Genomic DNA, 23,722 nt, shown 5'->3' with positions numbered 1-23,722 from the left:
GGCGGAGTGAGCGGCGCACCGCGCCCGCGCGACGGGCGACAATGGACGGTATGCCTTCCGTACTGCCCGATGGTGAACCCGTGCCCGACGACGGGGCGCTGCCCCGCCACGCCCTGGAAGGCGCAGCCGACCGCCCGCTCGGCTTCTACCTGCACGTCCCGTACTGCGCCACCCGCTGCGGCTACTGCGACTTCAACACCTACACCGCCACCGAGCTGCGCGGCTCCGGCGGCGCCCTGGCCTCCCGCGACAATTACGCCGCTCATCTGATCGAGGAGGTCCGCCAGGCCCGCAAGGTCCTCGGCGACGACCCCCGCCCGGTCCGTACGGTCTTCGTCGGCGGCGGCACTCCCACCCTGCTGCCCGCCGCCGACCTGGTGAGGATGCTGGCGGCGATCCGCGAGGAGTTCGGGCTCGCGGACGACGCGGAGATCACCACCGAGGCCAACCCGGAGTCCGTCGACCCGGCCTACCTCTCCGCCCTGCGCGAGGGCGGATTCAACCGGGTCTCCTTCGGCATGCAGAGCGCCAGGCAGCACGTCCTGAAGATCCTGGACCGCACGCACACCCCCGGCCGCCCCGAGGCGTGCGTCGCCGAGGCGCGCGCCGCGGGCTTCGACCACGTCAACCTCGACCTGATCTACGGCACCCCCGGCGAGTCCGACGACGACTGGCGGGCCTCCCTGGACGCCGCGATCGGCGCGGGCCCCGACCACGTCTCCGCCTACGCCCTGATCGTCGAGGAGGGCACCCAGCTCGCCCGCCGCATCCGGCGCGGCGAGATCCCCATGACCGACGACGACGCGCACGCCGACCGCTACCTCATCGCGGACGAGGCGTTCGCCGCCGCCGGTTTCCACTGGTACGAGGTCTCCAACTGGGCCACCACCGAGGCCGGACGCTGCCTGCACAACGAGCTGTACTGGCGCGGCGCCGACTGGTGGGGCGCCGGCCCCGGCGCGCACAGCCACGTCGGGGGCGTGCGCTGGTGGAACGTGAAGCACCCCGGCGCGTACGCCCAGGCGCTCGCCGAGGGCCGCTCGCCCGGCGCGGGCCGCGAGGTGCTGAGCGACGAGGACCGCCGGGTCGAGCGCGTCCTGCTGGAGCTGCGGCTCCTCGACGGCTGCCCTCTGGACCTGCTGAAGCCCGACGGCCTCGCCGCCTCCCGCCGGGCCCTGGACGACGGGCTGCTGGCGCCGGAGCCGTACCGGAAGGGCCGTGCGGTCCTCACGCTGCGCGGGCGGCTCCTGGCCGACGCCGTCGTCCGCGACCTGGTCGACTGACCCCGGCCGGGCGAAGGGCCGCACGGTGTGCGGCCCTTCGCCCGGTCCGGGCCGCGAACCCGGACCTCACGGCTCGCAGTCCTTCGCCGTCAGCGGCGGCGCGACCCCGGCCGGCTTGCCGCAGACCAGGGTCCGCTCGGCACTCGGCCCCGGCCGGACCACCTTGACGATGTTGAGGCCGTGCACATTGTCCGAGACCGAGGACCGCGACCGGCTGAACGAGATCGTCCCCGTGGGCATGTTGTTGAGGTCCACCGTGTGCAGCGTCGCCCAGGTCTCCGCCGCGCTCCGCCGCTTGTCGCCGCGCGCCGCCGCGTCGTACAGGGCGGCCGTCGCGCTGTACGAGATCACCGTCTGCCCGCTGGCGAACAGGTCGTCCTCGTACGCCGGACGCCCCGAGGCCAGCGTGGCGACCTCCCCCTCGGGGTGCAGCGCCCGCAGCGTGCGGTACGCGTCCCCGTAGAAGCCGAGGTTCTTCCCCCGGTTCAGCGGGGCGAGCGAGCTGTGGTAGAGCGTGACGTTGGCCGCGATCGACGTGGAGTCGTCGAACGTGCCCTTCGTCAGATCGTCCCCGGTGAACACCGTCATCCGCCGGTCCGAACACCCGGTGGTCTCCGACAGGCCCCGCATCAGCGTCGGTACGTCCTCGACCCGTCCGGCGAAGTACAGGGCGTCCGGCACCCGTTCGGCCTGGCAGATCGTGGTCAGCGGGGCGTTCAGGCTCGCCCCGCCGGCCAGGTCGTACTCCACGTCGTCGCCCAGCGAGAACCCCGACCTCCGCAGCATCTCCTTGCCCGCGGCCCGCTGCTCGGCGGTGTACCGGTCCAGGTCGCCGTTGCGGCCCTCGCGCGACAGCACGATCGCGTGCGGACGGTCGAGGCCCTCCGCGATCTGCCGGGCGACCAGCCCGAGCACATGCGTCTGCTCCTCGTCCGTCGCCGCGAGACCGAAGTAGTTGGGGAAGTCGCGCGGCAGGTCGCTGCTGGAGTTCGTCGTGTTCACCACCGGCAGCCCGGCCTCGCGCAACAGCTTCACCGCGTCGTCGCTCTCCTCGGTGTTGCGGCCGAGCCCGACCACGCCGACCACCGTCGGGTCCCGGCGGGCCACCTCGATGATCTTCCGTACGGCGGTGAGCTGCCGCAGCATCCCCTCACCGCCGTTGGCGGTCAGCACCCGCAGCTTCACCGACCGGCGCACGGTCTTGTTCACCGCCCGCTGCTGGAGATAGACGCCGGTCAGCTCCTCCAGGCCCTTGCGGGTGGCCTCCCGGTCATTGCCCGGAGCGGTGAGCGGACCGGCGTACACGACCGTCACATACGCGTCGCCCGCCTCGATGTCGTCGTTCTCCTCACGGATCGCCTGCTCGATCCGCTCGAACGTGATGCCCTTGCCCGCCCCGTTCAGCTCCAGGTCGTTGCCGCGTGCGAACAGCACCTCGGGCGCGGTCGCCACGCCCACGCACTCCCGGTCGCCGTCCCGCCCCTCCCGGACCGCGTCCGTGTTGCGATCGGTCAGCGGACCGTGGCAGTACGTCTCGCGCCAGTGCCCCGCCCACAGGAACGCCCCCAGCAGCGAGCCCACCACGACCACCGCGATCGTCGCCCGTGACATCACCCACCACGCCCACGTCCGCCGCACCCGGTGGGTGACGAGCTGGGCGTGCGCGTGCTCATGGGTCAGCTTCTCCGTCGACAGCGGCAGCAGCAGCACCCACGCCAGGGTCGCCGCCGCCACCGGTGACTGGCCCAGACTCAGATCGTCGACCCAGCGCTCGTAACGGGCCCGCGCCCCGGAGGAGCCGGCCGGCGATCCGGGGCCCGGCCGCTCCGGGGGCAGCGGCGGGGTGTGCCGCATGATCTCGGGGGCCGGCAGCGAGGCGAGCAGCAGCAGCGGATCCACCTCGCTGCGCCGCGACCGCACGTTGTTGATCGCGTTGATCAGCAGGATGCCGCCGTTGTCCTGCGTGGCGCGGGGCAGGAACACCACCGGCGGCACCGTGCGCTTGCTGCGCCGCCAGTCCAGGGAGTGCGGGCGGTAGTTGTGCCGCAGGTCCTCCAGCAGGGCCTGCACCCGCAGCTCCAGGTGGAACTGGCGCGCGTGCTCGTCGCCCGCCCCCGCGTCCGCCACCCGCTCCGCGACCGCCGCCGCCCGTGCCCGGATCACCCGCCACGACCCGCTCGGCGAGAACCACGACCAGCCGTCCGACGGGTAACCGGTGCTGGAGGCGGCCAGCGAGGAGGTGGTGGCGAACCAGCGGCTCGCCCGGCGCAGCCACAGCAGCGGCGGCGCGGCCCGGCCCGCCAGCCCCACCACGGCGAGCCCGATCAGGGCGAGGGCCCCCACCAGGGCCGTCAGCAGCCAGCCGATCTCCCCGAGCAACACGCTGAGGAGGGCGATGAACAGCGCCCCGACGAACGTCTCGGGCCCCACCGCCTGCCGCAGCCCGTCCCACCGGGTCGCCCCGCGCGGCCGCCCCGACCGCCAGCGCAGCCGGGTCAGCTGCTCCAGAATCCGCTCCTCGCGGACCTCGGAGGTGTTCCCGCCGGACTGCTCGACCACCGCCGCGGTGGCCTGTTCGATCGCCCCGAGCAGCCGGGAGCGGGGAAAGGAGAAGTTCTTGTACTGGGTGTTCTCGCGGGTCTCCCACGGCTTCTCGGAGAGCGTGCGCACCATGCCGAGCGCCGCCTCGTACGGGGTCGCCCCCTCGCCGTCCAGCAGCCGCACCGGAACCCGGCGCAGCTCGTTGGCCCGGTGCACCTGGTGGACCAGCTGCTCCACCCGCGCGTCGATCTCCGGCCCGGCCGCCGCGTCCGCGGCCTGGACCACCACGAGCGGCATGACCGGCCGGTTGACCCGGTACCGGTCGATCAGCTGCTGCATCAGGTGGAAGACGGCCGAGGCCGCCTCGTTGTCCGCACTGTCCCGCCAGACCTCGCGCGCCATCGCCCGTGCCCCTCCCCCGTGAGCCCTCCGGCCCGTGCACCGCCTGCCCGTTCTCCCCCCTCACTAGCCGATGGTGCGTGGGGGACGCAGACATTCCCGGGGATCGGGACGTGATCGTCGTGAACGGACCGGCCTCAGCCCCCGGACATCAGTCAGGAACGGTGACGAAGTCGATCAATTCCTCCACCCGGCCCAGGAGTTGGGGCTCAAGATCCTTGTAGCTGCGGACCTTGGACAGGATGTGCTGCCAGGCCGCCCCGGTGCTCTCCGGCCACCCCAGCGCCCGGCAGACGCCCGTCTTCCAGTCCTGCCCCTTCGGCACCACCGGCCAGGCGTCGATCCCCACCGAGGACGGCTTCACCGCCTCCCACACGTCGATGTACGGGTGCCCCACCACCAGCACGTGGTCCCCGGTCACCTCGGCGGCGATCCGGGACTCCTTGGAGCCGGGCACCAGATGGTCCACCAGTACCCCCAGCCGGGCGTCGGGCCCCGGCGCGAACTCCCCGACGATCGCCGGAAGGTCGTCGACGCCCTCCAGGTACTCCACGACCACGCCCTCGATGCGCAGGTCGTCCCCCCACACCCGCTCCACCAGCTCCGCGTCGTGCCGGCCCTCCACGTAGATCCGCCCGGCCCGCGCCACCCGTGCCCGCGCCCCGGGCACCGCCAGCGATCCGGAGGCCGTACGGACGGGGCGCACGGGGCCGCCCGCCGAGGGGCGCACCAGCGTGACGACCTTGCCCTCCAGCAGGAAGCCGCGCGGCTCCATCGGGAACACCCGGTGTTTGCCGAAGCGGTCCTCCAGGGTCACCGTCGGCCCCTGGGCGGTCTTCTCGCAGCGGACCACCGCCCCGCAGAAGCCGGAGCCGACCTCCTCCACGACCAGATCGGGTTCGGCGGGCACCTCGGGCACGGGGGCGGACCGCTTCCACGGCGGGGTCAGGTCCGGCTGATAACTGCGCATGGACCGACGATAATCGGCGTGCCGCCGCGGAGAACCGCTCGCCGCCCCGAGGGCCCCCGTGCCGCCGGGAGCGGACCCCACGCCCGTGCCGGGCTCCCCTTCACCGCCGCGAGGTCCCTCACCCCGCCGCGCGGCTTCCCCCGCGACGAAGGCCGCACACCACCGCGCGGCCGCCCCCGGCGCCCTCACGCCACCGCGAACCGTTCCGCCAGCGACGCCCGCTGTGCCCGGACGAACGCCGCGTCCACCACCGCCCCGTGCCCCGGCACGTACAGCGCGTCCTCGCCGCCCAGCTCCAGCAGCCGGTCCAGCGCGGCCGGCCAGCGCGAGGGGACCGCGTCGTCACCCGCCTGCGGCTCGCCCGACTCCTCGACCAGGTCCCCGCAGAACACCACCGGAGGCTCGCCGTCCGAACCCGGCACCAGTACCGCCAGGTCGTGGCCGCTGTGCCCCGGCCCCACGTTCGCCAGCAGGACCCGTCGGCCGCCGCCCAGGTCGAGCGTCGACTCGCCGCTCACCTCGTGGCCCGGGGTCACCAGCGTGTCCGCCGACCGGGCCGCCTCGTCCTCCGCCACCCCATGGACCACGGCCGACGCGTACATGCTCTCCGCCCCGTCGCGCAGCAGACCGCCCAGGCCCACCGCCCCGTACACCCGCGCTCCGGCGAACGCCGCGGTGCCCAGGACGTGATCGAAGTGCGGGTGGCTCAGTGCGATATGCGTCACCCTCCGCCCCAGCAGCGCCTCCGCCTGCCGGCGCAGCTCCACCCCCTCGCGCAGGGTCGCGCCGGTGTCGTACAGCAGCAGGGCCTCCGGTCCGGCCACCAGCCCGGCGGTGGCGTCCCAGCCGGGCAGGCGACGCCTGCCGATACCGTGGCCCAACCGCTCCCAGCCGAAGTCTTCCCAAGCGACGTCCATGCCGGGAGGCTATCGACAACGGCCCGCCGCGCGGCGTCGACCTGCGCGGTCCCGGCGGAGCGCGGCCGGTCGCCCTTGCCCCGGCCCCACCCCGCCCCCGTACACTGACGGCGGGACGGCTGGCACTCGAACGCACCGAGTGCCAGACAGAGGCACCGAGAACCACAGCTGGAGGTGTGCGCGATGCTCAGCGAACGCAGACTCGAAGTGCTGCGCGCCATCGTCCAGGACTATGTCGGCACCGAGGAGCCGGTCGGTTCCAAGGCGCTCACCGAGCGGCACCAGCTGGGGGTCTCCCCGGCCACCGTCCGCAACGACATGGCGGTGCTGGAGGAGGAGGGCTTCATCGCCCAGCCGCACACGAGCGCGGGCCGCATCCCGACCGACAAGGGGTACCGCCTCTTCGTCGACAAGCTCGCGGGCGTCAAGCCGCTCTCCTCGCCGGAGCGCCGGGCCATCCAGAACTTCCTCGACGGCGCGGTCGACCTCGACGACGTCGTCGGCCGGACGGTGCGGCTGCTCGCGCAGCTCACCCGTCAGGTCGCCGTCGTGCAGTACCCCTCGCTGACCCGTTCGACGGTGCGGCACGTGGAGCTGCTGTCGCTGGCCCCCGCCCGGCTGATGCTCGTCCTGATCACGGACACCGGCCGGGTCGAACAGCGTATGATCGACTGCCCCGCGCCGTTCGGCGAGGCATCGCTCGCGGATCTGCGGGCCCGGCTCAACAGCCGGGTCGTCGGACGCCGCTTCGCCGATGTCCCGCGCCTGGTGCGGGAGCTGCCGGAATCCTTCGACAGCGAGGACCGGGGGACGGTCTCCACGGTTCTCTCCACCCTCCTCGAAACCCTGGTCGAGGAGACGGAGGAGCGGCTGATCATCGGCGGCACCTCCAACCTCACCCGCTTCGGGCACGACTTCCCGGTGATGATCCGGCCGGTGCTGGAAGCGCTGGAGGAGCAGGTCGTCCTGCTGAAGCTGCTCGGTGAGGCGACGGACTCGGGCATGACCGTACGGATCGGGCACGAGAACGCCCACGAGGGGCTCAACTCCACATCCGTCGTCGCGGTCGGCTACGGTTCGGGCGACGAGGCAGTCGCCAAACTCGGCGTGGTCGGACCGACCCGCATGGACTACCCCGGAACGATGGGAGCGGTACGCGCAGTGGCACGTTACGTCGGACAGATCCTGGCGGAGTCGTAAGTGGCCACGGACTACTACGCCGTACTCGGCGTACGCCGCGACGCGTCCCAGGACGAGATCAAGAAGGCATTCCGTCGGCTCGCCCGCGAGCTGCACCCGGATGTCAACCCGGACCCGAAGACCCAGGAGCGGTTCAAGGAGATCAACGCCGCTTACGAGGTGCTGTCGGACCCGCAGAAGAAGCAGGTCTACGACCTCGGCGGCGATCCCCTCTCCGCCAACGGCGGCGGTGGCGGAGCGGGCGGTTTCGGAGCCGGCGGCTTCGGCAACTTCTCCGACATCATGGACGCCTTCTTCGGCAACGCCGCGCAGCGCGGGCCCCGTTCGCGGACCCGGCGCGGCCAGGACGCCATGATCCGCCTGGAGATCGACCTCAACGAGGCGGCCTTCGGCACCACCAAGGACATCCAGGTCGACACCGCCGTCGTCTGCACCACGTGCAGCGGCGAGGGCGCGGCCCCCGGCACCTCCGCCCAGACCTGTGACATGTGTCGCGGCCGCGGCGAGGTCTCGCAGGTCACCCGGTCCTTCCTCGGCCAGGTCATGACCTCGCGGCCCTGCCCCCAGTGCCAGGGCTTCGGCACCGTCGTGCCCACCCCGTGCCCGGAGTGCGCCGGCGACGGCCGCATCCGTTCGCGGCGCACCCTCACGGTCAAGATCCCCGCGGGCGTCGACAACGGCACCCGCATCCAGCTCGCCGGAGAGGGCGAGGTCGGCCCCGGCGGCGGCCCGCCCGGCGACCTCTACGTGGAGATCCACGAGCTGGCGCACCCGGTCTTCCAGCGGCGCGGCGACGATCTGCACTGCACGGTCACCATCCCCATGACGGCCGCGGCCCTCGGCACCAAGTGCCCGCTGGAGACGCTGGACGGCGTGGAGGAGATCGACATCCGGCCCGGCACCCAGTCGGGCCAGTCCGTCCCGCTGCACGGGCGCGGGATCACGCATCTGCGCGGCGGCGGCCGGGGCGACCTGATCGTGCACGTCGAGGTGATGACCCCGTCCAAGCTCGACCCGGAGCAGGAGCGGCTGCTGCGGGAGCTGGCCAAGCTCCGCGGCGAGGAGCGGCCCTTGGGTCAATTCCAGCCAGGTCAGCAGGGCCTCTTCTCCCGTCTGAAGGACGCGTTCAACGGTCGCTGAACCGCTTTCCGCCTTTCACCGCACCGCCCGCCGGTTCCCTACCGGCGGGCGGTGCCGCGTACGGAGGGGGAACCGGTCAGGGCGGTGACTGGCTGATTCGGCCCCGTTGTGCGGGACGTGGCACGATGCGGTCATGTCCTCCGAGCTGACCGGTCTCTCCCGGTATCCGATCGTGCAGGCCCCGATGGCGGGCGGCGCGTCCGGACCCCAGCTCGCCGGGGCCGTCACCGAGGCCGGCGGGATCGGATTCCTGGCCGCCGGATACAAGACGGCGGACGGGATGTACCACGAGGTCAAAGAGCTCCGCAGACTCACCGCCGGACCGTTCGGCGTCAACCTCTTCATGCCGCAGCCCGCGCTCGCCGACCCCAGCGCCGTCGAGGTCTACCGCCACCAGCTCGCCGGAGAGGCCACGTGGTACGAGACGCCGCTCGGCGACCCGGACAGCAGCGGTGACGACGGCTACGAGGCGAAGGTCGCCATCCTGCTGGAGGACCCCGTCCCGGTCGTCTCCTTCACCTTCGGCTGCCCCACCCGCGACACCCTCGACGCCTTCGCCCGCGCCGGGACGCACACCATCGTCACGGTCACCTCCGCCGAGGAGGCCCGGAGCGCCCAGTGGGCCGGAGCCGACACCGTCTGCGTCCAGGGCGTCGAGGCGGGCGGCCACCAGTCCACCCACCGCGACGACCCGCAGGTCGACCAGACCGGCATCGGTCTGCTCTCCCTCATCGCCCAGGTCCGCGAGACCGTGCAGATCCCGATCCTCGCGGCCGGCGGGCTGATGCGCGGCGCCCAGATCGCCGCCGCCCTCGCGGCAGGCGCGGACGCCGCCCAGCTCGGCACCGCCTTCCTGGTCTGCCCCGAGTCCGGTGCCCACCCGCTCCACAAGCAGGCCCTGACCAACCCGCTGTTCGTCCGCACCGAGCTGACCCGCGCCTTCTCCGGGCGGCCCGCCCGCGGCCTGGTCAACCGCTTCGTCCGCGAACACGGCCCGTACGCCCCCGCCGCCTACCCCCAGGTCCACTACGTCACCAGCGGGCTGCGCCAGGCCGCCGCCAAGGCCGGGGACGCCCAGGGCATGGCGCTGTGGGCCGGACAGGGCCACCGGATGGCCCGTGAACTGCCCGCCGGCGAGCTGATCGAGCTGCTCGCCGCCGAACTGGTGGCCGCCAGGGCGGCCCTGAGCATGAGGAGCCCCCGGTGACCGCACCGGTCTTCGTCGTCGAACGGATGCCCACCGGGCCGGAGTTCGTCCTGGACGGCCCCGAGGGGCGGCACGCCGTCTCCGTCCGCCGGCTCCAGCCCGGCGAGGAGGTCGTCCTCACCGACGGGCTCGGCCGGTGGGCCGAGGGAGTCGTCCGCACGGCCGAGGGCAAGGACCGGCTCACCGTCGTCCTCCGCGCGGGCATCCAGGAGGAGCCCGCGCCCGCGCCCCGCATCACCGTCGTCCAGGCCCTCCCCAAGGGCGACCGGGGCGAACTGGCCGTGGAGACGATGACCGAGACCGGGGTCGACGCGATCGTGCCCTGGCAGGCGGCCCGGTGCATCACCCAGTGGAAGGGCGACCGCGGCGCCAAGTCCCTGGCGAAATGGCGCGCCACAGCCCGCGAGGCGGGCAAGCAGTCCCGCCGCGTCCGCTTCCCCGAGGTGGCCGACGCGGCGACGACCAAGCAGGTCGCCGCCCTGCTCGCCGACGCCGATTTCGCCGGGGTCCTGCACGAGGACCGCGACCACGACAGCGCCCCCCTCGCCACCGCAGGCCTCCCGGACACCGGCTCCATCGTGCTCGTCGTCGGCCCCGAGGGCGGCGTCTCCCCGCAGGAGCTGGACGCCTTCGCCGGCGCGGGCGCCCGCCCCTACCGCCTCGGCCGCAGCGTGCTGCGCACCTCCACCGCCGGGACCGCCGCCACCGCGCTGCTGCTGGGCCGCACCGGCCGCTGGGGCTGAACCGCCGGACGGCCTCCGGCGCGGTGGCGGCCCGGCGATAGCATGCCCTGTACCGATCACCCGATCACCGTGTACCGACGCACCAGCCGACGAGGAGGCCCGGAGCCATGGCGGGAGAGCCGCAGTCCGACTGCCTGTTCTGCAAGATCGTCTCAGGAGAGATCCCGGCGACCATCGTCCGCGAGAGCGCGACCACCGTCGCCTTCCGCGACATCAACCCGCAGGCCCCGACCCACGTCCTGGTCATCCCGAAGGTCCACTACCCGGACGCCGCCTCCCTCGCCGCCGCCGCGCCGCAGGTCGCCGCCGACGTGCTGACCGAGGCCGGAGCGGTCGCCGCCGACGAGAAGATCGACTCCACCGGCTACCGCCTCATCTTCAACACCGGGTCCGGCGCCGGCCAGACCGTCTTCCACGCGCACGCCCACGTCCTCGGCGGCCGCGGCCTCCAGTGGCCCCCCGGATAAAGCCCGTACCGCAGGAGCGTCCTCCCATGTCCGTACGCGAGCTGGTGGTGCTCGGCACCGCCAGCCAGGTCCCCACCCGGCACCGCAACCACAACGGCTACCTGCTGCGCTGGGACGGCGAAGGCATCCTCTTCGACCCCGGCGAGGGCACCCAGCGCCAGATGCTCCGGGCCGGGGTCGCCGCGCACGACATCCACCGCATCTGCGTCACCCACTTCCACGGCGACCACTCCCTCGGGCTCGCCGGGGTGATCCAGCGGATCAACCTCGACCAGGTGCCCCACCCGGTGACCGCGCACCACCCGGCGAGCGGGCAGCACTTCTTCGACCGCCTGCGGTACGCCACCGCCTACCGCGAGACCGTCGAACTCGAACAGGTCCCGGCCACCGGGGACGGCGGAATCCTCGCCACCACCCCCGCCTACACGCTGGACTGCCACCGGCTCTCGCACCCCGTCGAGTCGTACGGCTACCGCCTCACCGAGCCCGACACCCGGCGCATGCTGCCCGCCCTCCTCGCGGAGCACGGGATCGCCGGACCGGACGTCGGCCGCCTCCGGCGCGAGGGCTCCCTCGGCGGCGTCACCCTGGAGCAGGTCTCCGAGCACCGGCGCGGCCAGCGGTTCGCGTTCGTGATGGACACCCGGCTCTGCGACGGGGTGTACGCGCTCGCCGAGGGCTGCGACCTGCTCGTGATCGAGTCCACCTTCCTCGACGAGGACGAGAAGCTGGCCGTCGACCACGGCCACCTCACCGCCGGACAGGCCGCCCGGGTGGCGAAGGAGGCGGGCGTACGCCACCTGGTGCTGACCCACTTCTCCCAGCGCTACAGCGACCCGGAGCTGTTCGAGGCCCGGGCCCGCGCCACCGGGTTCGACGGCGAACTCACCGTCGCCCGGGACCTGATGCGCGTCCCGGTCCCCTCCCGGCACCCCTGACCCCACCGGCACCACCGTTTGCGAGACACCCGTGCACCTCCCCAAGGCAGAACTCCACCTCCACATCGAAGGCACCCTCGAACCCGAACTGGCCTTCGCCCTCGCCGAGCGCAACGGGGTGACCCTCCCGTACGCCACCACCGACGAACTGCGCGCCGCCTACGAGTTCGACGACCTCCAGTCCTTCCTGGACCTCTACTACGCGCTGATGGCCGTCCTGCGCACCGAGGAGGACTTCGCCGAACTCGTCGACGCCTACCTCGCCCGCGCCGCCGCCCAGGGCGTCCGGCACGCCGAGATCTTCTTCGACCCGCAGGCCCACACCGCGCGGGGCGTCCCCATCGGCACGGTCATCGAGGGGATCGGCCGGGCGCTGGAGCGCAGCGAGGAGACCCACGGCGTCTCCACCCAGCTCATCATGTGCTTCCTGCGCGACCTGTCCGCCGAATCCGCCCTCGGCACCCTCGACGCGGCGAAGCCGTACCTGCACCGGATCAGCGCGATCGGCCTGGACTCCGCCGAGGTCGGCCACCCGCCCGCCAAGTTCCGCGAGGTGTACGAGGCGGCCGCCGCGCTCGGTCTGCGCAAGGTCGCCCACGCGGGGGAGGAGGGCCCGCCGGAGTACATCCGGGAGGCCCTGGACATCCTCGGCGTCGAGCGGATCGACCACGGGCTGCGTTGCCTGGAGGACCCGGAGCTGGTGGCGCGGCTGGCCGCCGACCGGGTGCCGCTCACGCTCTGCCCGCTCTCCAACGTCAGGCTGCGGACGGTCGACAAGCTCACGGACCACCCGCTTCCGGCGATGCTGGCCGCCGGACTCCACTGCACGGTGAACTCCGACGACCCCGCCTACTTCGGCGGCTACGCGGGGGACAACTTCGACGCCGTCCGCGACGCGCTCGCCCTCGGCCCCGAGCAGCTGCGCGCCTTGGCCCGCAACTCCTTCGAGGCGGCCTTCCTCGACCACGACGAGGAGCGCCGGGCGCGCTACCTGGCCGAGGTCGAGGCCTACACGTTCGACTGAGCCGGGACGGGACGCGCGGCGGCGAGTCCGGCCGGGCGCGGCCCTCCCGGCCGGGTCCCGGTCAGCCGTCCGCCTGGCCGGAGGCGCCGTCGGGACCGGCCGTCCGGATCGCGCTGCGCACCAGCCGCCTGCGCCGCAGCGCCGGCACCCGCAGCTCCGTGACGGTCTGTTCCGGTGAACCGAGCTTCGGCACCGCGCCGGGCAGGCTGCCCGTGGTGGTGGCGGCCAGCAGGGCGACCGGGGCGCCACCACGGCGGCGCACCGAACCGGGCACCAGCGGACGGCCGCCGGTGTGCAGCGCCACGGCGGTCACCGGGGCGGCGACCAGCAGGGTGGCCGCGCCCAGGATCAGCCCCATCGCCGGATAGCCGGCCTCCTCGGAGAGCACGCTGCCCAGCAGCGGGCCGCAGGCCACCCCCACCGAGGAGGCCGAGCCCGCCAGCACCGCCCACCGGCCGCGCGCGTCCAGGGAGGCGGCCAGCCCGATCAGATAGGACAGGACCACCGGATAGACGGCGTTCCACAGGATCTCGCCGGTCGCGAACGATCCGAGGTCCCGCGCCGAGGAGCTGAGCACGATGCTCCCGGCGATGATCACGGTGCCCAGCCCGATCGGCACCGCCCGGCCGAGCCGTCCGCCGAGCAGCCCGGCGCCCGTCACCCCGAGCAGCCCCGCACCGAGCGCGGCGGCGAACACCGCGCCGACGGTGACCTCGGACAGCCCCGCCTGGACCACGCCGATCCGGCTGCTCACGCCCCACAGCGCGTTCTGCGCCATGGACCAGACGAGCATCCCGCCCGCGAGGACGAGCCCGGAGCGGCGGTGCGGCAGCGGGCCGGTGACCGGTGACGCGGCGCCCTCCGCGGCGGTCGCCCCGCCGAGCCGGGCGGTCGCGGGCCAGACGAGCAGGGCCACCAGGGCGATCGCCGCGAACGGGAGCCGGTGGCCGCCGCCCAGGTGGGGGATCGTCAGATAGAGGACTCCCGCCGTGGCGGAGACGGTGAGCAGCCCGAGCGAGGACGTGCGGTGCGGGTCACGGCGGGCGGCTATCCCGGCCGCGGCGACCGCGGTCGCCGTGCCCGATCCGAAGCCGCCGACCACCACACCGAGCACCACCAGCGGTACGGACCCGGCGAGCGCGGCGGAGCCGTACCCGACGGCGGCCAGCACCAGCCCGGTGCGGGCGGAGGCGCGGGGGCCGAACCGCTCGACCCGGCCCGCCAGGGCGAAGCCGGCCCCGGCCGAGCTGAGCAGCAGGGCGCTGCCGACCAGCCCCGACTCGGCGGAAGTGAGCCCCAGCTGGGCGCTGAGCCGCCCGACGAGGGTGGGCAGGAGGTAGGAGGCGAGGTAACCGGCGGTGAACACGGCCACCAGGGGCCACACGGCGCCAGGGCGCGAGGACATGGGCGTTCCTGAAGACATGCCTGAGCAGGCAGGGGGAGGGGAGGGGAGAGGTACTGCGGCACGGCACGGCGAAGCAGGGGGTACGGGGAGAAGGCAGAGGGGTGCTGCGGAGGTAAGGCGATATGCCAGGAGATCGCGGCTCGCGTCGGACAAGGTGCCCGAAGGTGCTCGCGGGCAATTTGTATCAAGCGCTTCCGGCCCCCCGGAAGCCGCCCCGCTGTGATGTGGGTCACTTATGTGTTTATGCAGGGTCAGTGCGGGTATTAGCGCATGTTTATGCAGGTCAGGCGTGCTGCGAACACCAGGGCTCGAACAGTGTGTTCCCCTCCCCGGATCGGGCAGACTGGCCGCACCCCACCCGGTCCGGATCGCCTTCCGATCCGCACCTCACACGGTCCGGATCCCGGCTCGATCCGCACCTCGCACGGTGCGGATCGAGCCGGGATCCGGCGCACGAATCCGGGAGCCCACGGTGAGCACAGAGACTCCGGGCATCGACCCGCTGCTGGCGCTGCGCGCCCCCCGCGACCCCGCCTGCGACGTCTTCCTGACCGGCACGGTCTTCCTCGACATCATCTTCACGGGCCTCGACAGCGCCCCGGTACGCGGCACCGAGTCCTGGGCCCGCGGCATGGGCTCCAGCCCCGGCGGCGTCGCCAACATGGCCACCGCCCTGGCCCGCCTCGGCCTGCGCACCTCCCTCGCCGCCGCCTTCGGGGACGACCACTACGGGGAGTACTGCTGGGACGCCCTCGAACAGGGTGAGGGGATCGACCTGACGATGTCGCACACCGTCCCCGGTTGGCACTCCCCGGTCACCGTCTCCATGGCGTACGAGGGCGAGCGCACGATGGTCTCGCACGGGCACGCGGCGCCCCCGCCCACCGCCGCCACGGCTCCCGCCGGAACGACGCCCCCCGCCCCCGCCCCGGGAACCACGGCCGCCGCCGGATCCACCGCGCCCGCGACCGGCCCCGGCCCGGTCTTCCCGCACTGCCCGCCGCGCGCCCGCGCCGCCGTCGCCTCGCTCGCTCCGGGCCGGAGCGAGCCCTGGGTGGCGGCCGCCGCCCGCGAGGGCGCGCTGATCTTCGCCGACGTCGGCTGGGACGAGACCGGCCGGTGGGACCTGGACGCCCTGCCCGACCTGGCGCACTGCGAGGCGTTCCTGCCCAACGCCGAGGAGGCGATGCGCTACACCCGTACCGACTGTCCCCGTGCCGCCGCCCACGCGCTCGCCGAACGCGTCCCCCTCGCCGTGGTCACGCTGGGGGCCGAGGGCGCGTACGCCGTGGACGGGCGCACCGGCGCCGCCGCCGAGGTGCCCGCCATCGAGGTGGAGGCGCTGGACCCGACCGGCGCGGGTGACGTGTTCGTCGCCGGCTTCGTGACCGGCACCCTCGCCGACTGGCCGCTCGCCGACCGCCTCGCCTTCGCGGGCCTCACCGCAGCCCTCTCCGTCCAGGAGTTCGGCGGCTCGCTCTCCGCCCCCGGCTGGGCCGAGATCGCCGCCTGGTGGCAACTGGTCCGCACCTGCGACCGCCAGGAGCCCGCCGCCCTGGAGCGCTACGCCTTCCTGGACGACCTGCTGCCCACCACGGCCCGCGCCTGGCCGCTGCGGCGCGCGGTGCCCACGATCGGCTTCCGCCAGTGACCCGGTGACCGGCCCCCGGACCGACTCGTACACACGCGCGGTAAAAGCGCTCTGCGTTGTCACCGGCAGGTCGTACGCTGGGTGGTCCAGAGGTTGTCGAACAGCGAGAACCCTGCAACGGGAGGTATGCGCAGGCCATAGGGCCGGCCCATGACTCAGTCACCCACACAGCCGCAGGCGCGTGCCCAGATCAGGATCCCGGCCGCACACCCCATGGTGATGCTCCTCGGATCGGGCGACTCGCTGCTGCGCGTGATCGAAGAGGCTTTCCCGGCAGCCGACATCCACGTCCGGGGCAACGAGATCAGTGCCACCGGTGAGGCCGCCGACGTCGCTCTCATCCAACGCCTGTTCGACGAGATGATGCTCGTGCTCCGCACCGGAGCGCCGATGACGGAGGACGCAGTGGAACGGTCGATCGCCATGCTCAGGGCGGCCGGCAACGGACAGGGAGACCCCGAGGGCGAGACGCCCGCCGAGGTGCTCACGCAGAACATCCTCTCCAACCGCGGCCGCACCATCCGCCCCAAGACGCTCAACCAGAAGCGGTACGTGGACGCGATCGACCAGCACACGATCGTGTTCGGCATCGGTCCCGCCGGTACGGGCAAGACCTACCTCGCCATGGCCAAGGCCGTCCAGGCCCTGCAGTCCAAGCAGGTCAGCCGGATCATCCTGACCCGTCCGGCGGTCGAGGCGGGGGAGCGGCTCGGCTTCCTGCCGGGCACCCTGTTCGACAAGATCGACCCGTATCTGCGCCCGCTCTACGACGCCCTGCACGACATGCTCGACCCCGACTCGATCCCGCGCCTGATGGCGGCGGGCACGATCGAGGTCGCGCCACTGGCGTACATGCGGGGCCGTGCGCAACCCGTTTTCACCAACGTCCTGACCCCGGACGGCTGGCGCTCCATCGGCAGTCTCCAGGTGGGTGACCTCGTCATCGGCTCCAACGGTGAGCCGACCCCTGTCCTGGGGGTCTACCCGCAAGGCGAGAAGGACATCTACCGCGTCAGCGCGCAGGACGGTTCTTGGACGCTTTGCTGCGGCGAGCACCTGTGGACTGTCCGAACCGCTTCGGACCGCCGCAGGGACAAGCCGTGGCGGGTCCTGGAGACCAAGGAGATGATCGGCAACCTCCGCGCGGCGCACGCACGTCGCTACGAGCTGCCGATGCTGACCGCGCCGGTCGCCTTCCCGGAGCGTGAGGTCCCGATGGACCCGTACGCACTGGGCCTGCTACTCGGCGATGGCTGCCTCACCGGCTCCACCACACCGTCGTTCGCCACCACCGACCCCGAACTGGCCGAAGCTCTGCAAGGAGCGCTCACCGGTGTCACCGTGCGGCACAAGGGCGGCCCGGACTACGTGCTCAACCGGACCAAGGCGCCGGGCGATGTAGTGACCCTGGAGAATCCGGTCACCGCCATCCTGCGCCAACTGGACCTTCTAGGGACCCGGTCCCACTCGAAGTTCGTTCCGGACGACTATCTGCACAATTCCGCAGAGGTCCGCGTTGCGGTGCTCCAGGGGCTCCTGGACGCCGACGGAGGTCCGGTCACGCAGTCGGACCGCACCTGTCGCGTTCAGTACTCGACCTCGTCGATCGTGCTTCGCGACGACGTGATCGCCCTTGTCCAGTCGCTCGGCGGAGTGGCGTACACCCGCCGTCGGCAGGCGGAGGGCCGGGCACCGGGTCTGGCCCGGGGCCGGGAGGTCCACCACCGCTACGACGCCCACGTCGTCGACATCCGCCTCCCTGAGGGCATCGAGCCCTTCCGGCTTGCCCGCAAGGCCGAGAAGTACAGCGCGGCCGGAGGCGGCGGACGACCGATGCGGTTCATCGACAGTATCGAGCCCGCAGGACGCGAAGAGGCCGTCTGTATCCAGGTGGCGGCGGAGGACTCGCTGTACGTCACGCAGGACTACCTGCTGACGCACAACACCCTCAATGACGCCTTCATCATCCTGGACGAGGCGCAGAACACCAGCGCCGAGCAGATGAAGATGTTCCTCACCCGCCTCGGCTTCGACTCCAAGATCGTCATCACCGGTGACGTCACCCAGGTCGACCTGCCGAGCGGCACCAGGAGCGGGCTCCGGCAGGTCCAGGAGATCCTGGAGGACGTGGAGGACGTGCACTTCTCCCGGCTCAGCTCCCAGGATGTCGTCCGGCACAAGCTCGTCGGCCGTATCGTCGACGCGTACGAGAAGTACGACAGCCGCAACGGTCAGTCGGACGGCCGCGAGGACGGCCGACGCGACCGCCGAAAAGGGAAGTAGTCGCAGCGCACCATGTCGATCGACGTCAACAACGAGTCCGGAACCGAGGTCGACGAGCAGGCGATCCTCGACATCGCCCGCTACGCACTGGCCCGGATGCGGATCCACCCGCTGTCCGAGCTCTCGGTGATCGTGGTGGACACCGACGCCATGGAGCAGCTGCACATCCAGTGGATGGACCTCCCCGGTCCGACCGATGTCATGTCCTTCCCGATGGACGAGCTGCGTCCGCCGGCCAAGGACGACCAGGAGCCCCCGCAGGGGCTCCTGGGTGACATCGTGCTCTGCCCGGAGGTCGCGAAGAAGCAGGGCGAAGAGGCCCCGACGCAGCACTCCATGGACGAGGAGCTCCAGCTCCTGACCGTCCACGGGGTGCTGCACCTGCTGGGGTACGACCACGAGGAGCCGGACGAGAAGGCCGAGATGTTCGGCCTCCAGGCCGCCATCGTGGACGGCTGGCGCGGCGAGCAGGGGCTCACCGGCGCGTCCCCCGCCCCGACCGTCTCGTGAGCGCGCCCCTGATCGTCGGCGCCGTCCTGCTGGTCGTCGTCGGCTGGCTCGCCGCCTGCGCGGAGGCCGGGATCGCCCGCACCTCCAGCTTCCGGGCGGAGGAGGCCGTCCGCTCCGGCCGCCGCGGCAGCGCGAAGCTGGCGCAGATCGCCGCCGACCCGACCCGCTACCTCAACGTGGCCCTGCTGGTGCGGGTGGCCTGCGAGATGTCGGCCGGGGTCCTCGTCACCTACGCCTGTCTCCGGACGCTCCCCGAGACCTGGGAGGCGCTGGCCGTGGCGATGGGCGTCATGGTCCTCGTGAGCTACGTCGCCATCGGCGTCTCCCCGCGCACCATCGGCCGCCAGCACCCGCTGAACACGGCCACGGCGGCGGCGTACGTCCTGCTGCCGCTGGCCCGGATCATGGGGCCGATCCCCCAGCTGCTGATCCTCGTCGGCAACGCGCTGACTCCGGGCAAGGGGTTCCGCAAAGGCCCGTTCGCCAGCGAGGCCGAACTGCGGGCCATGGTGGACCTGGCCGAGGCGGAGTCGCTCATCGAGGACGACGAGCGCCGCATGGTGCACTCCGTCTTCGAGCTGGGCGACACCCTGGTCCGCGAGGTCATGGTGCCCCGCACCGACCTCGTCTGCATCGAGCGTTTCAAGACGATCCGTCAGGCCCTCACCCTCGCCCTGCGCTCCGGCTTCTCCCGGATACCGGTCACCGGCGAGAACGAGGACGACGTCGTCGGGATCGTCTACCTCAAGGACCTGGTCCGCAAGACGCACATCAACCGCGAGTCCGAGTCCGACCCGGTCTCCACGGCGATGCGCCCCGCCGCCTTCGTCCCCGACACGAAGAACGCCGGCGACCTGCTGCGCGAGATGCAGCAGGACCGCAGCCATGTAGCGGTCGTCATCGACGAGTACGGCGGCACCGCGGGCATCGTCACCATCGAGGACATCCTGGAGGAGATCGTCGGCGAGATCACCGACGAGTACGACCGGGAGCTGCCGCCCGTCCAGGAGCTGGAGAACGGCTGCTACCGGGTCACCGCCCGCCTCGACATCGGGGACCTCGGCGACCTCTTCGGGCTCGACGAGTACGACGACGAGGACGTGGAGACCGTCGGCGGACTGCTCGCCAAGGCGCTCGGCCGGGTCCCGATCGCCGGGGCGTCGGCCGGCGTCGAACTGCCCGACGGCCGTCGTCTCCGGCTCACCGCGGAGTCCCCGGCCGGCCGCCGCAACAAGATCGTCACGGTGCTCGTGGAGCCCGCGCCCGCCGAACCCGAGGAGAAGGAAGCGGAATGACGCCGGAGCGGCTGCGGGCCTTCTGCCTGGAGTTCAACGCGAGCGTGGAGGAGTTCCCGTTCGGCCCGGAGACCTCGGTCTTCAAGGTGCTCGGCAAGATGTTCGCCCTCACCGCGCTCGCCGGACAGCCGCTCACGATCAACCTCAAGTGCGATCCCGACGAGGCGATCCGGCTGCGCGGGACGCACCCCGCGATCGTGCCCGGTTGGCACATGAACAAGCGCCACTGGAACACGGTCACCGTCTCCGACGTCCCCGACCGGCTGCTGCGCGAGCTGATCGAGGACTCCTACGACCTGGTGGTCGCCGGCCTCCCGAAAGCGGAACGGCTCAAGCTGGACCGCCCCTAGGGCGTACGCGTACGCGTCGGGGCCCGCTCCTCCCCCGAGGAGCGGGCCCGTCCGCGTACCGGCGGGTGCCCGGCGGTCACCCCGGCACGGGGGCGCACGGCCCGCCCCCGTGCCGGGGTGACCGGTGCGGACCTCCGCCCGCTTCGTATGCTCGTGCCATGACCGACACCACCGGCACCGCCGAGCTCGACGCCGAGGACCGCAAGATCGTCACGCTGGCGCGCAGCGCCCGTGCCCGGAACGGGGTGCCCGAGGGCGCTGCCGTCCGCGACGAGACGGGACGTACGTACGTCGCGGGAACGGTGGCGCTGGAATCCCTGAAGCTCAGCGCCCTGCAGACCGCCGTCGCCATGGCGGTGGCGAGCGGCGCGACCTCGCTGGAGGCCGCCGCCGTCGTCTCCGCCGCCGAGACCCCCTCCGAGGACGACCGCGCCGCGGTGCGGGACCTCGGCGGCCCGGAGACCCCGGTGCTGCTCGCCGGCCCGGACGGAGTGGTGCGGGTCCGCGTCACCGCCGGCTGACGACCGCCGGAGCGGCTGTGCTCCGGGGTTCCTCCCACGGGCCTCCTCCCGGCCCGGCGGCGGGTCTTCTCAGCGTCCTCCGACGCCCCTCCTCCGAGCCCTCCGGCGCGTCCCGGCGTACCGCTGTGCGAGTGCGTCGCCGGGATCGGGGAGAATGGGCGCCATGAGCGCTCGACCGAACCAAGAATCCGCTGCCCCGCAGGCGGAGACCACCTCCCCCCACCGGGCCGGCTTCGCCTGCTTCGTGGGCCGCCCCAACGCCGGCAAGTCCACCCTCACGAACGCTCTGGTCGGTCAGAAGGTGGCGATCACGTCCAATCGCCCCCAGACCACCCGGCACACGGTGCGCGGCATCGTGCACCGTGACGACGCACAGCTGATCCTGGTCGACACCCCCGGCCTCCACAAGCCGCGCACGCTGCTCGGCGAGCGGCTCAACGACGTGGTGCGCACCACCTGGGCCGAGGTCGACGTCATCGGCTTCTGCCTGCCCGCCGACCAGAAGCTCGGCCCCGGCGACAAGTACATCGTCAAGGAGCTGGCGGGGATCAGGAAGACCCCCAAGATCGCCATCATCACCAAGACCGACCTGGTCGACTCCAAGACGCTCGCCGAACAGCTCATCGCCGTCTCCGCGCTCGCACAGGAGCTGGGCTTCGAGTGGGCCGAGATCGTCCCCGTCTCGGCGGTCGGGGACCGGCAGGTCGGCCTGCTCGCCGACCTCATCGCCCCGCTGCTCCCCGAGAGCCCGCCGCTCTACCCGGAGGGGGACCTCACCGACGAGCCGGAGATGGTCATGGTGGCGGAGCTGATCCGCGAGGCGGCGCTGGAGGGCGTGCGCGACGAGCTGCCGCACTCCATCGCGGTCGTCGTCGAGGAGATGCTGCCCCGCGAGGACCGCCCGGCGGACAAGCCGCTGCTGGACATCCACGCCAACGTCTACATCGAGCGCCCCAGCCAGAAGGGCATCATCATCGGCCCGAAGGGCAAGCGGCTCAAGGACGTCGGCACCAAGTCCCGCAAGCACATCGAGGCGCTGCTCGGCACCCCGGTCTACCTGGATCTGCACGTGAAGGTCGCCAAGGACTGGCAGCGCGACCCGAAGCAGCTGCGCAAGCTCGGCTTCTAGTCGCCGGCCGCTTGGAAGCCGATCTCACGCGCCCTCCTCGAGGACGCGTGAGATCAGCGTGCGCTGCGCCCCGGTCAGATCGGGGTCAGCGCAGTACACGGTGGTCCCGTCGACCGTGATCTCGTACCGGAAGCCGTCCGGTGCCCCGGTGGGCGGGGTGTTCCGGGCCGAGGAGAGTGCCTGTTCGGCGAGCGACCGCCATGCGGAGGCGTCCTCGCGGCCTTCGGTGTCGAGTTCGCCGCGCCGGGCGATGCCGGCGAAGCCGCCGGTCCGGCTGACCTGAATACGCATGGGGTCCTGTCTATCGGGGGCCGGGCGGAGGCTCAACCCGCCCGGCCGGCGGGCTGGTCCGGCCCGCCGCCGGACGCGGGCTGCGCCCCGAGGTGACGGGCGGGGTCAGGCGCGGGTGGGGACGCCCACCTCGGACCATGCCTTGAGGACCGCCTCCCGTTCGTCCGCCTCGCCGAAGCGGTCGCCCGCCGCCGCGACCGTCAGCCGGGCGAACTGCGCGAAGTCCGCGTCGGCCGTCAGCTCGCCGCCGGTCAGCACGTCGAACCAGATCTGCCCGGCGCGCTCCCAGGAGTTGCCGCCCAGCGCGGTGGCGGTGAGGTAGAACGCCCGGTTCGGGATGCCGGAGTTGAGGTGGACCCCGCCGTTGTCCTCCGTCGTCTCGATGTAGTCCGCCATGGAGCCGGGCTGCGGGTCCTTGCCGAGGACGTCGTCGTCGTACGCCGTGCCCGGCGCCTTCATCGAGCGCAGCGCCTTCCCGCTGACGCCGGGGGCGAGCAGTCCGGAGCCGATCAGCCAGTCCGCCTGTTCGGCGCTCTGGCCCAGCGAGTGCTGCTTCACCAGCGAGCCGAAGACGTCGGACACGGACTCGTTGAGCGCGCCGGACTGGCCCTCGTACCGGAGGTTGGCGGTGTACTGCGTGAGGCCGTGGGCCAGTTCGTGGGCGATCACGTCGACCGCGACGGTGAAGTCCAGGAAGATCTCGCCGTCACCGTCGCCGAAGACCATCTGCTCGCCGTCGAAGAAGGCGTTGTTGTACTCCTGGCCGTAGTGCACGGAGCCGATCAGCGGCAGGCCCCGGCCGTCGATCGAACTGCGCCCGTACGCCGAGAGCAGCAGGTCGAAGGTGGCCCCGAGTCCGGCGTAGGCGCGGTTGACGCTGGCGTCGGAGGTGGGCTTGTCGCCCTCGTCGCGGACCTGGGTGCCCGGCAGCGTGGAGCCGTTCTCGCAGTCGTACAGGGTGCGGTGCGGTTTGGAGGGGACCGCGCCCGCGGTGTGCCGGACCGGTGTCGCGGCCAGCGCCGTGATCCGGCGGTGGTCGCGGCGCAGGGCGTCGGCCGCCAGCGTGCGGCGGGCCGGATCGGCGAGCCGGGGTTCGGCCGACCGGGAGAGGTGGTCGAGGAGGTGAGGCGGAACGATGGTGCAGAAGACGGGGTTGAGCTCGCCGTCGGTTCGAAGGTGCATACAACGACTGTGGCACTCCGTCACCGTCCTGTCACTGGTTGCGACGGTGATTGACGAAATGGAGTGATGAGTCACCGTTTTCCCGTCATCGAGGCCCGATCCCGCATACTGATACGGACCGACACCACGGGCCACACTCGGTTACGCTCGCCGCATCATGCGTTTCGGGCTGCTTCTCCTTAGCTGCCGCGGCGAGGGCCTGTAGTCGTAGGCCGACCCCCTCCCCGCGGAGTCTGGTGCTGCAGCGACACCGTCGGCCGACCCCATGTCGGACCC

21 protein-coding genes are annotated in these 23,722 nt (G+C 72.4%); 15 read left to right on the top strand and 6 right to left on the bottom strand.

Annotated features, from left to right (window positions below; all coding sequences use genetic code 11):
* The first annotated feature begins 41 nt into the window (after positions 1–41).
* Positions 42–1,283 carry a radical SAM family heme chaperone HemW gene (gene hemW, locus QFZ71_RS08210; protein ID WP_307667599.1) on the top strand — a complete coding sequence of 414 codons (1,242 nt, stop codon included), beginning with the start codon at positions 42–44 and terminating at the stop codon, positions 1,281–1,283.
* Positions 1,284–1,349: 66 nt separating this feature from the next.
* On the opposite strand, the gene QFZ71_RS08205 is transcribed toward hemW, so the two are convergent.
* The 3 genes from QFZ71_RS08205 to QFZ71_RS08195 form a co-directional block, all read right to left on the bottom strand.
* Positions 1,350–4,226 (bottom strand): ABC transporter substrate-binding protein, encoded by a 2,877-nt coding sequence (locus tag QFZ71_RS08205; protein ID WP_307667598.1) that lies wholly within the window; start codon positions 4,224–4,226, stop codon positions 1,350–1,352.
* Between the two features lie 148 nt (positions 4,227–4,374).
* Positions 4,375–5,193 (bottom strand): DUF3097 domain-containing protein, encoded by an 819-nt coding sequence (locus QFZ71_RS08200; protein ID WP_307667597.1) that lies wholly within the window; start codon positions 5,191–5,193, stop codon positions 4,375–4,377.
* A 185-nt stretch (positions 5,194–5,378) separates the two neighbouring features.
* Positions 5,379–6,110, bottom strand: coding sequence for an MBL fold metallo-hydrolase (locus tag QFZ71_RS08195; RefSeq protein WP_307667596.1), 732 nt, complete (start codon positions 6,108–6,110; stop codon positions 5,379–5,381).
* 183 nt (positions 6,111–6,293) lie between these two features.
* On the opposite strand from QFZ71_RS08195, the gene hrcA reads away from it, so the two are divergent.
* From hrcA to QFZ71_RS08160, 7 genes are all read left to right on the top strand, one after another.
* Positions 6,294–7,310, top strand: coding sequence for a heat-inducible transcriptional repressor HrcA (gene hrcA, locus QFZ71_RS08190; protein ID WP_307667595.1), 1,017 nt, complete (start codon positions 6,294–6,296; stop codon positions 7,308–7,310).
* Positions 7,311–8,450, top strand: a complete 1,140-nt coding sequence (gene dnaJ / locus QFZ71_RS08185) for a molecular chaperone DnaJ (protein ID WP_307667594.1) — start codon at positions 7,311–7,313, stop codon at positions 8,448–8,450.
* 133 nt (positions 8,451–8,583) lie between these two features.
* Positions 8,584–9,657: a nitronate monooxygenase gene (locus tag QFZ71_RS08180; RefSeq protein WP_307667593.1), complete on the top strand. Its 1,074-nt coding sequence runs from the start codon at positions 8,584–8,586 to the stop codon at positions 9,655–9,657.
* Positions 9,654–10,400 carry a 16S rRNA (uracil(1498)-N(3))-methyltransferase gene (locus tag QFZ71_RS08175; RefSeq protein WP_307667592.1) on the top strand — a complete coding sequence of 249 codons (747 nt, stop codon included), beginning with the start codon at positions 9,654–9,656 and terminating at the stop codon, positions 10,398–10,400. The genes QFZ71_RS08180 and QFZ71_RS08175 overlap by 4 nt, the downstream gene beginning before the upstream one ends.
* A gap of 107 nt (positions 10,401–10,507) precedes the next feature.
* Entirely contained in the window at positions 10,508–10,867 is a 360-nt protein-coding gene (locus QFZ71_RS08170; protein WP_307667591.1) for a histidine triad nucleotide-binding protein, read from the top strand.
* Positions 10,868–10,893: 26 nt separating this feature from the next.
* On the top strand, positions 10,894–11,805 hold the full coding sequence (locus QFZ71_RS08165; RefSeq protein WP_307667590.1) for a ribonuclease Z: 912 nt from the start codon (positions 10,894–10,896) through the stop codon (positions 11,803–11,805).
* A gap of 31 nt (positions 11,806–11,836) precedes the next feature.
* Positions 11,837–12,829: an adenosine deaminase gene (locus QFZ71_RS08160; protein WP_307667589.1), complete on the top strand. Its 993-nt coding sequence runs from the start codon at positions 11,837–11,839 to the stop codon at positions 12,827–12,829.
* Between the two features lie 61 nt (positions 12,830–12,890).
* Here the strand turns inward: QFZ71_RS08160 and QFZ71_RS08155 are convergent, their stop codons facing one another.
* Positions 12,891–14,234: an MFS transporter gene (locus QFZ71_RS08155; protein WP_307667588.1), complete on the bottom strand. Its 1,344-nt coding sequence runs from the start codon at positions 14,232–14,234 to the stop codon at positions 12,891–12,893.
* A gap of 472 nt (positions 14,235–14,706) precedes the next feature.
* Here QFZ71_RS08155 and QFZ71_RS08150 point away from each other — a divergent pair, with 472 nt between their 5' ends.
* The 7 genes from QFZ71_RS08150 to era all read left to right on the top strand — a co-directional run bounded on the left by QFZ71_RS08150 (position 14,707) and on the right by era (position 21,973).
* Positions 14,707–15,885, top strand: a complete 1,179-nt coding sequence (locus tag QFZ71_RS08150; protein WP_307667587.1) for a carbohydrate kinase family protein — start codon at positions 14,707–14,709, stop codon at positions 15,883–15,885.
* Between the two features lie 150 nt (positions 15,886–16,035).
* Entirely contained in the window at positions 16,036–18,168 is a 2,133-nt protein-coding gene (locus QFZ71_RS08145; RefSeq protein WP_307667586.1) for a PhoH family protein, read from the top strand.
* 12 nt (positions 18,169–18,180) lie between these two features.
* Positions 18,181–18,678, top strand: coding sequence for an rRNA maturation RNase YbeY (gene ybeY / locus QFZ71_RS08140; RefSeq protein WP_307667585.1), 498 nt, complete (start codon positions 18,181–18,183; stop codon positions 18,676–18,678).
* On the top strand, positions 18,675–19,973 hold the full coding sequence (locus QFZ71_RS08135; RefSeq protein ID WP_307667584.1) for a hemolysin family protein: 1,299 nt from the start codon (positions 18,675–18,677) through the stop codon (positions 19,971–19,973). The genes ybeY and QFZ71_RS08135 overlap by 4 nt, the downstream gene beginning before the upstream one ends.
* Positions 19,970–20,323 (top strand): MmcQ/YjbR family DNA-binding protein, encoded by a 354-nt coding sequence (locus QFZ71_RS08130; RefSeq protein ID WP_307667583.1) that lies wholly within the window; start codon positions 19,970–19,972, stop codon positions 20,321–20,323. Before QFZ71_RS08135 ends, QFZ71_RS08130 begins: the two co-directional genes overlap by 4 nt.
* A 158-nt stretch (positions 20,324–20,481) precedes the next feature.
* Positions 20,482–20,844 (top strand): cytidine deaminase, encoded by a 363-nt coding sequence (locus tag QFZ71_RS08125; RefSeq protein WP_307667582.1) that lies wholly within the window; start codon positions 20,482–20,484, stop codon positions 20,842–20,844.
* A gap of 154 nt (positions 20,845–20,998) precedes the next feature.
* Positions 20,999–21,973: a GTPase Era gene (gene era / locus QFZ71_RS08120; RefSeq protein WP_373465090.1), complete on the top strand. Its 975-nt coding sequence runs from the start codon at positions 20,999–21,001 to the stop codon at positions 21,971–21,973.
* Positions 21,974–21,997: 24 nt separating this feature from the next.
* On the opposite strand, the gene QFZ71_RS08115 is transcribed toward era, so the two are convergent.
* Together QFZ71_RS08115 and QFZ71_RS08110 are read right to left on the bottom strand one after the other, a co-directional pair.
* Entirely contained in the window at positions 21,998–22,264 is a 267-nt protein-coding gene (locus QFZ71_RS08115; protein ID WP_307667580.1) for a protealysin inhibitor emfourin, read from the bottom strand.
* Positions 22,265–22,369: 105 nt separating this feature from the next.
* A complete protein-coding gene (locus QFZ71_RS08110) occupies positions 22,370–23,446 on the bottom strand; it encodes a M4 family metallopeptidase (RefSeq protein WP_307667579.1) in 1,077 nt (358 codons plus the stop codon).
* Positions 23,447–23,722 lie beyond the last annotated feature (276 nt).

Origin of the sequence: Streptomyces sp. V2I9, assembly GCF_030817475.1 — a bacterium.
Classification (GTDB): Bacteria; Actinomycetota; Actinomycetes; order Streptomycetales; family Streptomycetaceae; genus Streptomyces.
The sequence above is the reverse complement of the archived record's forward strand: the minus strand, read 5'-3'. Positions and strand labels throughout refer to the sequence as shown.